Raw genomic sequence first — 12,424 nt, forward strand, 5'->3', positions numbered from 1 at the left:
CGACCGAGACCTCGCCGCCGGTGCGCGTCACGGTGAAGACCGTCTCGTCCCCCGTGTCGTGCGCGACGACCCGGACCGGCGTCGCTCCGTCCGGCCCCGCCCCCGGCTAGGCTGACCCCCGCAAGCAGAGGAGACCGCGGATGCCCGACCACGCGACGCGCGGCAACAACCTCGACCGCGTCAGGCGGCACAACCTCTCGGCGATCCTCCGCCTCGTGCACCGCGGCGGCCCCCGCTCCCGCTCGCAGCTGACCCGCCTGACCGGCCTCAACCGCTCCACGATCGCGGCGCTGGTCGGCGAGCTGGTGGAGCTCGGCATCGTGCGCGAGCGCGAGCCCGCCACGCCGAACCAGGTCGGCCGGCCGAGCCCCGTCGTCGAGGCCGATCCCGGAGTCGTCGCGCTCGCCGTGAACCCCGAGATCGACGCCGTCACGGTCGCCGTGGTCGGCGTCGACGCCGTCGTCCGCCGCCGCATCCGCCGCTCCGCCTCCGTCCCCACCGCCGAGGCCGCCGCGCGTCTGGCGGCCGAGGCGGTCGCCGAGCTGCTGGCCGAGCTGCCCGAGGAGACGCGGACGGTCGGCATCGGCGTCGCGGTGCCCGGCCTCGTCCGCGACGCCGACGGCCTCGTCCGGGTCGGCCCGCACCTCGGCTGGGACGACGAGCCCTTCTCCCGCATGCTCGCGGACGCGACCGGCCTGCCCGTCCTCTCGGCGAACGACGCCAACCTCGGTGCGCTCGCCGAGAGCGTCCTCGGCGCCGGCCGCGACGTCTCGCACCTCGTCTACCTCAACGGCGGCGCGAGCGGAGTGGGCGCCGGCGTCATCGTCGGCGGCGCGCCTCTGCACGGCATCGACGGCTACGCGGGGGAGATCGGCCACACCCTCGTCAACAGCGCGGGCATCGACTGCCACTGCGGCGCCGTCGGCTGCCTCGAGACCGAGGTCGGCCGCGCTGAGCTGCTCACCGTGCTCGGCCTCGACGAGAGCGAGCGGCTGGAGGAGGCGCTCGCCGCCTCCGAGGACCCGGCCGTCCGCGCCGAGGTCGAGCGCCAGCTCGGGCACCTCGCGGTCGCCCTGCGCAACGTGATCAACGTGTTCAACCCGCAGCTCGTGGTGCTGGGCGGCTTCCTCGGGGCGCTGATCGGAGTCGCGCCGGGGTTCCTGGAGGAGCGCCTGGGCCGCGGCGGCCCCTTCCGGGTCGCGCTCGACTCCGTGCGCATCGTGCGGACCGAGCTCGGCGCCGATCTGCTCATGCTGGGCGCCGCCGAGCTCGCCTTCGAGCGCCTGCTCGCCGACCCGCTCGGCACTCCGCTCCACCCGGTCTGACCCGACGGCGGGCCGAGGGGTGGCGCCGCTGTCCGACACGTGATCGAATTGATTCGACCGAGCGGCGTGGAGCCGACGAGGTCCGCTCCCGCGCCGAGGACGACACCGGCCGCACCCCTCCCTCCCATCCCGCTGCGCCCTGCGCAGGAAGGCACTCCGTGTCCACTCCCGCCTCGACTCCGACCGGCTCCCTCCCCGTGCACCGCCACCCGGGCGACGCCCTGACGGCCCGCCAGCGCCTCGTCTACGTGATCGTCCTCGGCTCGCTGACCGCCCTCGGGCCGTTCACGATCGACCTCTACCTGCCGGCGTTCCCCGCGCTGCAGAGCGAGCTGAACGTGTCGGAGGCGGCGGTCCAGCTGACCCTCACCGGCACGACCCTCGGCTTCGCGCTCGGCCAGCTGGTCGTAGGCCCCTGGAGCGACGCGGTCGGCCGGCGCCTGCCGATCCTCCTGGCCACCTCGCTGCACGTCCTGGCCTGCGTCGGCGCGGCGCTCGCCCCCGAGATCGTCACCCTCGGCGTCTTCCGCTTCCTGATGGGGGCCGGCGCGGCGGCGGGCGGCGTGGTCGCGATGGCGATGGTCCGCGACCTCTTCGGCGGCCGCCCGCTGGTGCGGATGCTGTCCCGGCTCGCCCTGGTGTCGGGCCTCGCGCCCGTGCTCGCGCCGGTCATCGGCTCGCAGCTGCTGCTGATCATGGACTGGCGCGGGATCTTCGTCTTCCTCGCCGCCTACGGCGTGCTGGTCGTCGCGGCCGTCGGCCTGCTCGTCGTCGAGACCTGGCCCCGCGCCGCCCGACACGAGCGCGAGCACCGCTCGCTCGTTCAGCGCTACCGGGCCGTCCTCAGCGACCGTGTGTTCCTCGGAGTGGCGGTGATCGGGGGCATGACGTTCGCCGGCCTGTTCACCTACCTCTCCAGCTCCTCGTTCCTGTTCCAGGGCCTCTACGGATTCGACGCGCAGCAGTACGGGCTGCTCTTCGCCGTGAACTCGCTCGGCGTCGTCCTCGGCGTGCAGGCGTCCTCCTACCTCAGCCGGAGGATCGGGCCGCAGTGGATCCTCGCGATCACGACGCTGACGCTGTTCACCTCCGCCGGCCTGATCGCCCTCTTCGACGTGCTCGGGCTGGGGCTCTGGGGCACGCTCGTCCCGCTGTGGTTCTTCATCGCGTCGTGCGGCTTCAGCTTCCCGTGCGTGCAGGTCCTCGGCCTGGTCAACCACGGCCGGGAGGCGGGGACGGCCGCGTCGCTGCTCGGAGCGGTCAACTTCGGCACCGCCGGACTGCTGTCGCCGATCTCAGGGGTCTTCGGCGCCGGCTCGGCCGTGCCGATGGCCCTGGTGATGATGGCGACGGCGACCGTGTCGATCCTGGCGCTCTGGCTGATCGTCCGGCCGAGGAGCGTCCCGGCGCTGCAGGACTGAGCGCTCGGCTCCGGGTCCCGGCGGTCCGGCACGCCCCGCGCCTGCGGCTCCTCCCGGGTGCTCCGGCCCTCGCTGGATCCGCTCCCGAGCGCCGCTGCTACAGTCCCCTCCCATGTCCTCCCGCGACTCCTCCGCCCTGCTCGCCGAGCTCTCCGACCCCGACCGCGACGTCCGCCTCCGTGCGGCGATGACCCTGGGCGAGCTCGCCGAGCCCGCCACCGCCGAGCCCCTCGCCGCGCACCTGTGGGAGGAGCCGGACTTCTTCGTCCGCGACGTGCTCACCTGGTCGCTCGGCCGCCTCGGCTCCGCCGCCGTCCCCGTCGCCCGCGAGGCGCTCGGCCGCGAGCCACGGGTGCGCACGCAGGCGCTGCACGTGCTCAGCAAGATCCTCGACCCGGCGACGCTCGACGACATCGCCCCGCTGGCCGCCGACTCCGAGCCCGCCGTCGCCGCGAAGGCCCGCTTCGCGCTGGGCCGCCTCGGCGACGCGCGCGCGCTGCCGGTCCTGCTCGGCCTGCTCGGCGACGACGACGCGGAGGCGCAGAATGTGCTCACCGACGTCCTCGCCTCCTTCGGCGCCGCGGCCGTCCCCGGTCTGGAGCAGGCCCTCCGCGAGGGGTCCGCGCCGGTCCGGCGTCACGCCGCCGCCGCGCTCGGCTACCTGGGCGACGACGCGCGTCCTGCCGTCGACGCGCTGGACGGGGCCGCCGGCAGCGACGACTCCGCGCTCGCGGTCTCGGCCGTGATGGCGCTCGGCTCGATCACCGGTCCCGACGCGGCCGCCGCCCTCGAGCGGGCCTCCGCCTCGGACGACTCCCGCGTGAGCGCCGTCGCCGCGCGGCTCCTCTCGCGCTCCTCCGAGCCGACCCGGCTCGACGCCCTCCGCGCCGCCCGCCTGGCCCGCGCGGCCGGCTGAGGCGCGCCGCGAACCCCCGCGGGGGAAGGCCGGGGATCCGCAAGGCCGCTCGAACCCTGTCATGAACCCCGCCGCGCGGACGCCGGTCTTCCGATCGGTCGGCCGCGCCGCCCCGCAACCCCCAGCGGGGGAACGCCGGGTGACGGCATCATGTCCGGATGGATCACCGCGACGACCGCCTGTCGACCGAGCCCGGAATCGCGCGCCCCGACGCCGTCCAGCGTGCGCGGATGCGCGAGCAGGTGCCGTCCGACGACGTCGCCGCCCGGCTGCTGACGAAGGAGGCGGCCCACCGGGTCTCCCGCCGCTGGCCGCTGATCTCCGCGTCGCTCGCGATCCTGCTCACGGTGCTGCTCGCCGTGCTGATCGCCTTCCGCCCCACCTCGGCCTTCCGCTTCGACGTGGAGTGGATGGACGAGATCGTCGAGCACCGCTCGCCGGTCTGGGACATCCCGGCCCTCGTCATGAACACGGTCGGAGCGGGGCTCGTCGGCACGACGCTCATCCCGCTCGGCATCGTCGCCGTGCTGCTGGTGTTCCGCAGGCGGTGGGCGGCGCTCTACTACGCGATCGCCGCGCTGGTCAGCGTGGGCGCCACCCAGCTCGTCAAGGAGCTGGTGGGACGCGCCCGCCCGGCCGACATGCTCGTCACCAGCGACTACGGCTCCTTCCCGTCCGGCCATACCGCCAACGCGGCGACGACGGCGATGGTGCTGGCCCTGGTGTTCCCGCTGCTGTGGGTCTGGATCGCGGGCTTCCTCTACACCGTGGCGATGATGGCGAGCCGCACCTACCTCGGCGCCCACTGGCTGAGCGACACCGTCGGCGGCCTGCTGCTCGGGATCGGCGTGGCGCTCGTGGTCTGGGCTCCGCTCGCCGGCCGCCTGCGCACCGAGGCCGAGCTCCCGCACCCGCCGATCTGGATCCGCCGCACCACCTGACCGGCGCAGTTCTCTTCGCGCGAGGGCTTCGAGGCCCTCAGGATCGGCGCTCGAGGAGCGCGGAGGCTCGCCGATCAGCCGAAGGCGGCGAGGGAGTCGAGCTCGTTGAAGGTGTAGACGTGCAGGCCCGCGAGGCGGTCGCCCGCCGCCGCTTCCAGGCGCGCGACGAACGCGGACGGGTCGAAGCGGCGTCCGCGGAGGAGCCCGCCGGCCACCGAGGTGCTCCGCTTCAGGAAGCCGAGCGAGGAGCCCACTCCGATCCGCGCGCCCAGCGTCAGCAGCCGCGAGCGCTCGACCGGCCCCGGCACGCCCGCCCACAGATCGGCCGTGATCCCCGTCTCGCGGAGCCGATCGGCGTAGCAGACCACCGCGTCGACGTCGAAGCACATCTGCGTGACGATCGAGCGGATGAACGGAGCGCGCTCGCGCAGGTGCCGCTCGATGCTCTCGTCGGAGAGGTGCGGGTGGCCCTCGGGATAGCCTGCGATGTCCAGGGCCAGCCCGGGTGAGATCTCGCGGGCGTCGCGGATGAGCTCGAGGCTCGTGGAGTAGGTGCCGGCCGCCGAGGACGCGTCGCCCGAGATCACGAACGCCTCGTCGATCCCCGCCTCGCCCATCCGGCCGAGGACCCGCTCGAGTGCGGCGCGGCTCTCGACGTTCCGCGCCGCCAGGTGGGGCACCACGCGGAACCCGCGCCCGGCCAGCGCGACCGCGCAGTCCACGGTCCGCCCGGTCCCGTGCTTCGGCAGGCTGGTCACGGTCAGCGTCACCGCGGAGGGGTCCGGGAACGCCCGCGCGGCGCGCTCTCCGATGTCGTCGGCCGGGATGATCTCGAAGCGCGCGCGGGTCATCGGCCCAGCCTGCCACGCGGAGGCGGAGCGGCGCGGGTGGTGGCCGCAGCCGCACGAGTGTCGGAGGGGCGCCCTAGCCTGGAGCCGATCGCCGCCCGGTGGTCGCGGAAGGAGTCGCGTGTACCTGGAGTCCGGCCGCGTGGTCACGAGCCCCACCGACCTGTCGAACTGGGCGGCCTGCGAGTGGGCGGTCCTCCGCCGGTTCGACGCCCTGCTGGGCCGCGCCCCGCGCCTCGAGGCCGAGAGGGACGGGATGCTCGAGCGCACCGCGGTGCTCGGCGACGAGCACGAGCACCGCTTCCTCGCCGAGCTGAAGCGCACGCACGAGGTGCTCGAGTTCGAGCGCCCCGAGCCCGCCGGCTACCCCGCGGCGGCCGAGGCGGCCGTCGAGGCGATGCGCGCCGGGGTCGACGTGCTCTACCAGGCCACCTTCTTCGACGGCGAGTTCCTGGGCTTCTCGGACTTCCTCCTCCGCACCGCCGACGGCGCCTACGAGGTCTACGACACCAAGCTCGCCCGGCACGCGAAGATCCCGGCGCTGCTGCAGCTCGCCGCCTACGCCGAGCAGATGCAGGCGCGCGGCATCCGCGTGGGGGAGCAGGTGCACCTCGTGCTCGGCGACGGCTCCGTCACCAGCCACGAGCTGGCCGTCGTCGCCCCGGTCCAGCGGGTGCAGCGCGCACGGCTCCGCGCCGTGCTCGCCGAGCGCCTCGCCGCCGACGAGCCGCTGGCGTGGGGCGATCCGCGCTACCCCTCCTGCGGACGCTGCTCGGTCTGCGCGCCCGAGGTCCAGGCGCACCGCGATCCGATCCTCGTCGCCGGGATGCGGCTCGACCAGCGGGCGAAGCTCGGGGCGGCCGGCGTGCTCACCATCGACGCCCTCGCCGAGCACGACGGCCCCGTCCCCGGGCTGGGCGCGGGCACGCTCGAGGGCCTGCGCGCCCAGGCGCGGCTGCAGCTGCGGTCGGAGTCCTCGCCGGTGCCGGCCGTCGAGGTGATCGACGCCTCCGTGCTCGCCGGGGTACCCGCCCCCGACCCGGGGGACCTCTTCTTCGACTTCGAGGGCGACCCGCTCTACACCGAGGACAACCGCGAGTGGGGCCTCGACTACCTCTTCGGCATGGTCGACGACCAGGAGCGCTTCACCGCGCTCTGGGCGCACGACCTCGCGGCCGAGCGCCGGGCGCTCCTCGACTTCCTCGCGCTCCTGCGGGCGCGCCGGGCCGAGCACCCCCGGATGCACGTCTACCACTACGCCTCCTACGAGCGCAGCCACCTGCTCTCGCTCGCGCTCCGCCACGGGGTCGGCGAGGAGGAGGTCGACGCGCTCCTGCGCGACGGCGTCCTGGTCGACCTGTACCCGGTGGTGCGGCGGGCGCTCCGCGTGGGCTCGCGCAGCTACTCGCTCAAGAAGCTGGAGCCGCTCTACATGGGCGAGGAGGAGCGGGACGCGTCCGGCGTCACGAACGCCGCCGACAGCATCGAGATGTACGTGGAGGCGCGCGCCGCACAGAGGGCCGATCCTGCCGAGGGGCAGCGCGGGCTCGACCTCGTCGCCGAGTACAACGCCTACGACTGCCGCTCCACGCTCCGCCTGCGCGACTGGCTCCTGGAGCTCGCTCCGCCGCGCGAGGAGCTGCCGCCGCTGCTCGAGGTCGAGATCCCCGTGCCCCGCGAGCCGCACCCGGTCGCGGTCGCACTGCTGGCGCAGGTCGAGGGGATCGAGCCGCGCGAGCGCACGGCCGACCAGACCGCGCTCGCCCTCGCCGGCGCGGCGATCGACTATCACCGCCGCGAGGCCAAGACCTTCTGGCAGGAGCACTTCGACCGCCTCCGGCAGCCGCTGGACGAGTGGGCGGACACCCGCGACGTCGTGATGATCGACCGGGTCGAGGTCGTCCGCGACTGGGCGAAGCTCCCGCGCGCCCGCACGCAGTCGCGCGAGCTGCGGATCCTCGGCCGGCTCGCTCCCGGCAGCCGGCTCGGCACCGGCTCATCGCCGTACCTGGTCTACGAGGCCCCGGCGCCCCCTGGTGCACCCTCGCCCGGTCCCGGTCTGCGCGGCGCCTCCGAGCGCTCCGAGATCCTCGCGGTCGACGACGACGGCGAGCGGATCGTCCTGCTCCTCAAGGAGGGCCTGAAGGCGGGGGAGGATCCGCACGACGACGCTCCGGTCGCCCTCGCCCCCGCGCCGCCGCCGCGCGCCGCGCCCCAGCCCGAGGCGATCGCGGAGTGGGGCGGCGAGGTCCTCGACGCGCTGCCCGCGATGCTGGCCGACCCGGCGCTCGACGTCCTCCGCCGCGTGCCGCCGGGAGCCGTCGCTCCGGTGCAGGGCGACGACGTGATCGGCGCGGTCGTCACCACTCTGCTCGGACTCGACCGGGCGACCCTCGCCGTGCAGGGTCCGCCCGGCACCGGCAAGACCTACGTCGGCTCCCACGTGATCGCACGGCTGGTGAACGAGCACGGCTGGCGCATCGGCGTGGTCGGCCAGTCGCACTCGGTGGTCGAGAACGTGCTGAGCGCCGTCGTCGGCCGCGGCGTCGATCCCTCCCGCGTAGCGAAGGTGCCCAAGAACGGCACGCCGCCCGAGGCGCTCGAGGCGACGCCCTGGGCGCCGGTGAAGAACGCGGCGGCACTCACCGCGGTCCTCGAGGAGGGCGGCGGCTGCGTCATCGGCGGCACCGCCTGGACCTTCGCGAATCCGGTCACCGTGCCGCGCCGCTCGCTCGACCTCCTGGTGGTCGACGAGGCCGGGCAGTTCTCGCTCGCCCCGACGATCGCGTCGGCCGTCTCCGCCCAGCGGCTGCTCCTGCTCGGTGATCCGCAGCAGCTGCCCCAGGTGAGCCAGGGCGCGCACCCGGAGCCGGTCGACGAGTCGGCGCTCGGCTGGCTCGCCGACAGGCACGACGTCCTCCCGCCCGAGTACGGCTACTTCCTCGCGCAGACCCACCGGATGCACCCGGCGCTCTCCGACGCCGTCTCCGAGCTCTCCTACGAGGGCGCGCTGCGGTCGCGGGCGCCGCAGGTGCGCCACCTGAAGGGGGTCGAGCCGGGCGTGCACTCCGTCCCGGTCGAGCACGCAGGCGACACCACCTCCTCGCCGGACGAGGCGAGGCGCGTCGTCGAGATCGCCCTCTCCCTCGTCGGCCGCACCTGGTTCGACGAGCACGGCGAGCGGACGCTGACCGCGGCCGACGTCATCGTCGTCGCGCCCTACAACGCCCAGGGCGGGCTCCTCCGCGCCGCCCTCGACGCCGCGGGCCTCGAGGAGACGCCGGTCGGCACGGTCGACCTCTTCCAGGGCAGGGAGGCGGTGGTCGCCATCGTGTCGCTCGCCGCGTCCTCCGGGGCCGACGTTCCGCGCGGGATGGAGTTCCTCCTCCTGCCCAACCGCCTGAACGTCGCGGTCTCGCGCGCGAAGTGGGCGGCGTACCTGGTGCATTCGCCGGCGCTCGCCGCCTCGCTCCCGACCTCGCTGACCGGCCTCGGGCACCTCTCCGGCTTCCTCCGCCTGCTCGAGCGGGGGGAGCGGGCCGCCCTGTGACGGATCCGGTGGCCGGAAGGCGCGCTCCGCTCCGATTCCGTCGGTGCTCGGCATGGTGGACGACGCGATCCGTCGCTACGGTGTCCCCATGAGAATCCTCCTGGTCGGCGCCGGCGGCGTCGGCGACGCCTTCGCGAAGATCGCCGCGCGCCGCTCCTTCTTCGAGCAGATCATCGTCTGCGACTACGACCTCGCTCGCGCCGAGCGCACGGTCGCCTGGATCGCGGAGCGGCACGGTGCCGACGACCGCTTCGTCGCCGCGCGGATCGACGCCTCCGACGCCGAGAACGTCGAGACCGTCGCCCGCGCGCACGGGGCGACCCACGTGATGAACGCCGTCGAGCCGCGCTTCGTCCCGACGATCTTCGCCGGAGCGCTCGCCGCCGAGGCCGACTACCTCGACATGGCGATGAGCCTCTCGCTCCCGCACCCCGAGCGGCCCCACGAGCTGACGGGGCTCAAGCTCGGCGACGAGCAGTTCGCCGCGGCGGAGGAGTGGTCCTCCCGCGGCCGCCTCGCCCTGGTGGGCATGGGCGTGGAGCCGGGACTCTCCGACGTCTTCGCCCGCTACGCCTCCGACCACCTCTTCGACGAGATCGACGAGCTCGGAGTGCGCGACGGCGCGAACCTCGTCGTGCACGACGCGGACGGCCGCGAGATCTTCGCTCCGTCCTTCTCCATCTGGACCACGATCGAGGAGTGCCTGAACCCGCCGGTGGTGTTCGAGCGCGACCGCGGCTGGTACACCACCGCCCCCTTCTCGGAGCCGGAGGTGTTCGAGTTCCCCGAGGGTATCGGCCCGGTCGAGTGCGTGAACGTCGAGCACGAGGAGGTGCTGCTGATGCCGCGCTGGCTCGACGCGAAGAAGGTCACCTTCAAGTACGGCCTCGGCGAGCAGTTCATCGGCGTCCTGCGCACCCTCCACCTCCTCGGCCTGGACAGCACCGAGCCCCTGCGGGTCCGCTCGGCCGGCGGTCCCGTCGAGGTCTCGCCGCGCGACGTCGTCGCCGCCGCCCTGCCCGACCCCGCCGGCATCGGCCCGCGGATGACCGGCAGGACCTGCGCCGGCCTCTTCGTCTCCGGCACGAAGGACGGCGCCCACCGCGAGGTGTACCTCTACCACGTGAGCGACAACGAGTGGACGATGGCCGAGTACGGCACCCAGTGCGTGGTCTGGCAGACGGCGCTCAACCCGGTGGTCGCGCTCGAGCTCCTCGCGACCGGCGTGTGGACCGGCGCCGGAGTGCTCGGGCCGGAGGCGTTCAGCGCCGACCCGTTCCTCGAGCTGATGGCCCGCCCCGAGGCCGACGGCGGGTACGGACAGTCCTGGCACGTCCGCGAGGACTGACCGGCGCCGCCGACCTAGGCTGAGCCCATGAGTGACGACGACGGGCTCGCCTCGGCGAGGGACGAGGCGCGCGCAGCCCTGGAGGCCGCCCGCCGACTGCAGGCGGAGGCCGCCGAGGCCCTGGCGCGAGCGGAGGCGGCGGCCGCGGCGCTGAACGCGGCGGCCGGCCCGGAGGAGGCGGAGGCCGTCGCGGACGACGTGCGGCTGGTGGCGGCGTCGGGGAGCGGAGCGGAGCAGTCCGCTGCTCCCGTTGCTCCGGACGCCGTCGCTCCGGACGCCGTCGCTCCGGACGCCGTCGCTTCCGGTCCGATCGCTCCGGATGCAGATGCTCCGCCCACCCCCTCGGCGCCCGCCCCGGCCCCCGGTCCGCTCCCCGAGAGCGCCGTCGACGCCGTGCGCGCCGGGTACGCGTTCACCGGCCCGGCCCTCGAGCTCGGCGCCCTCGTCAACGGCGACGCGCGGATCGACGTGCCCGTCCGCATTCCGCTCGGCATGCTCAACCGGCACGGCCTCGTCGTCGGCGCGACCGGCACCGGCAAGACGAAGACGCTGCAGGTCCTCGCCGAGCAGCTCTCGGCCCACGGCGTCCCCGTCTTCGCTGCGGACATCAAGGGCGACCTCTCCGGCCTCGCCACTCCGGGCACGGCGACCGACGCGCTGCTCGCCCGCACCCGCGGCATCGGCCAGGACTGGCGGGCGGAGGCGGCCCCCGCCGAGTACTTCGCGCTCGGCGGCATCGGCACCGGCGTCCCCGTCCGCGCCACCGTGACGGGATTCGGCGCGCTGCTGCTCGCGAAGGTGCTCGGCCTCAACCACACGCAGGAGTCGAGCCTCGGCCTCGTCTTCCACTACGCCGAGAGCGCCGGTCTCCCGCTCGTCGACCTGTCCGACCTCCGCGCCGTGCTCACCTACCTCGTCGGCGACGAGGGCAAGGCGGAGCTCGCCGAGCTCGGCGGGCTGTCCAAGGCGACCGCCGGTGTGATCCTCCGCGAGCTGATCGCGTTCGCCGACCGGGGCGCCGACGTGTTCTTCGGCGAGCCCGAGATCGACACGGCCGAGTTCCTCCGCCTCGCCGCCGACGGGCGCGGCGTCGTCAGCCTCCTCGAGGTCCCCGGAGTCGCCGACCGACCGGCTCTGTTCTCCACCTTCCTGATGTGGCTGCTCGCCGACCTCTTCAACGACCTGCCGGAGGTCGGCGACCTCGACAAGCCGAAGCTGGTGTTCTTCTTCGACGAGGCGCACCTGCTCTTCCGCGACGCGTCGAAGGACTTCCTCGCCGCGATCACCCAGACCGTGCGCCTCATCCGCTCCAAGGGCGTCGGCATCGTCTTCGTCACGCAGACCCCGAAGGACGTGCCCGGCGACGTCCTCGCCCAGCTCGGCTCCCGCGTGCAGCACCAGCTCCGCGCGCACACGCCGGACGACGCCAAGGCCCTCCGCGCCACCGTCTCGACCTACCCCGAGAGCGACTACGACCTCGGTGAGGTCCTCCAGGCGCTCCCCATCGGCGAGGCGATCGTGACGGTCATGAACGAGCGCGGCGCCCCGACCCCGGTCGCCTGGACGCGTCTCCGCGCCCCGCTCGGCTCGATGAAGCCCACCCCCGAGGCCGACCGCGAGGCGAGCGTCCAGAGGTCCCCGCTCCTCGCGCGCTACGGCACGCCCCTCGACCGCGACTCCGCCCGCGAGATCCTCACCCGCCGGCTCGACGCCGCCGCCGACGCCGAGGAGGCCCGCGCCGCCGCCGAGCAGCAGGCCGCCGACGACGCCCGCCGCGCCAAGGAGGACGCGCGTCGCGCTAAGGAGGAGACCGCGGACGCCGCCCGCCGCGCGAAGGAGCGGGCCGCCGCCGAGCGCGCCGCCGACCAGGCCGCCGAGCGCTCCCGACGGCGCACGGCACCGACCTCCCGCGGGACCCGCAGCGCCCGCCGCGACAAGACGGTCGTCGAGGAGGTGCTGGGCTCGAGCGCCGGCAGGACGCTGCTGCGCGAGGTGGTCCGCGGGATCTTCGGGACCGCCCGACGGCGTTGACGCGACCCGGGCCGCTCGGGGAGACGAGGCGCTAACGGGAGCGT

General features: G+C 74.5%; 8 protein-coding genes. 7 read left to right on the forward strand and 1 reads right to left on the reverse strand.

Annotated elements, in window-relative coordinates; translation table 11 throughout:
* The first annotated feature begins 140 nt into the window (after positions 1-140).
* The 4 genes from C5B98_RS15170 to C5B98_RS15185 all read left to right on the forward strand — a co-directional run bounded on the left by C5B98_RS15170 (position 141) and on the right by C5B98_RS15185 (position 4,603).
* On the forward strand, positions 141-1,325 hold the full coding sequence (locus C5B98_RS15170; protein ID WP_104227455.1) for an ROK family transcriptional regulator: 1,185 nt from the start codon (positions 141-143) through the stop codon (positions 1,323-1,325).
* 158 nt (positions 1,326-1,483) lie between these two features.
* Entirely contained in the window at positions 1,484-2,746 is a 1,263-nt protein-coding gene (locus C5B98_RS15175) for a multidrug effflux MFS transporter (protein ID WP_104328030.1), read from the forward strand.
* A gap of 112 nt (positions 2,747-2,858) precedes the next feature.
* Positions 2,859-3,662, forward strand: coding sequence for a HEAT repeat domain-containing protein (locus tag C5B98_RS15180; protein ID WP_104319987.1), 804 nt, complete (start codon positions 2,859-2,861; stop codon positions 3,660-3,662).
* A 158-nt stretch (positions 3,663-3,820) separates the two neighbouring features.
* Complete coding sequence (locus C5B98_RS15185; RefSeq protein ID WP_244229597.1) at positions 3,821-4,603, forward strand: phosphatase PAP2 family protein; 783 nt, start codon at positions 3,821-3,823, stop codon at positions 4,601-4,603.
* A 74-nt stretch (positions 4,604-4,677) separates the two neighbouring features.
* On the opposite strand, the gene C5B98_RS15190 is transcribed toward C5B98_RS15185, so the two are convergent.
* Positions 4,678-5,454 (reverse strand): methylenetetrahydrofolate reductase, encoded by a 777-nt coding sequence (locus C5B98_RS15190; RefSeq protein ID WP_104328031.1) that lies wholly within the window; start codon positions 5,452-5,454, stop codon positions 4,678-4,680.
* Between the two features lie 118 nt (positions 5,455-5,572).
* On the opposite strand from C5B98_RS15190, the gene C5B98_RS15195 reads away from it, so the two are divergent.
* The 3 genes from C5B98_RS15195 (at position 5,573) to C5B98_RS15205 (ending at position 12,380) form a co-directional block, all read left to right on the forward strand.
* Positions 5,573-9,001: a bifunctional RecB family nuclease/DEAD/DEAH box helicase gene (locus C5B98_RS15195; protein WP_104328032.1), complete on the forward strand. Its 3,429-nt coding sequence runs from the start codon at positions 5,573-5,575 to the stop codon at positions 8,999-9,001.
* Between the two features lie 88 nt (positions 9,002-9,089).
* On the forward strand, positions 9,090-10,349 hold the full coding sequence (locus C5B98_RS15200; protein ID WP_104227456.1) for a saccharopine dehydrogenase family protein: 1,260 nt from the start codon (positions 9,090-9,092) through the stop codon (positions 10,347-10,349).
* A gap of 27 nt (positions 10,350-10,376) precedes the next feature.
* The gene (locus C5B98_RS15205) at positions 10,377-12,380 is read left to right on the forward strand and encodes a helicase HerA-like domain-containing protein (RefSeq protein ID WP_104328033.1); all 2,004 of its coding nucleotides are present in this window, start codon (positions 10,377-10,379) and stop codon (positions 12,378-12,380) included.
* The last annotated feature ends 44 nt before the right edge of the window (positions 12,381-12,424 follow it).

The sequence above is a fragment of the Rathayibacter sp. AY1A5 genome, assembly GCF_002930875.1.
Classification (GTDB): Bacteria; Actinomycetota; Actinomycetes; order Actinomycetales; family Microbacteriaceae; genus Rathayibacter.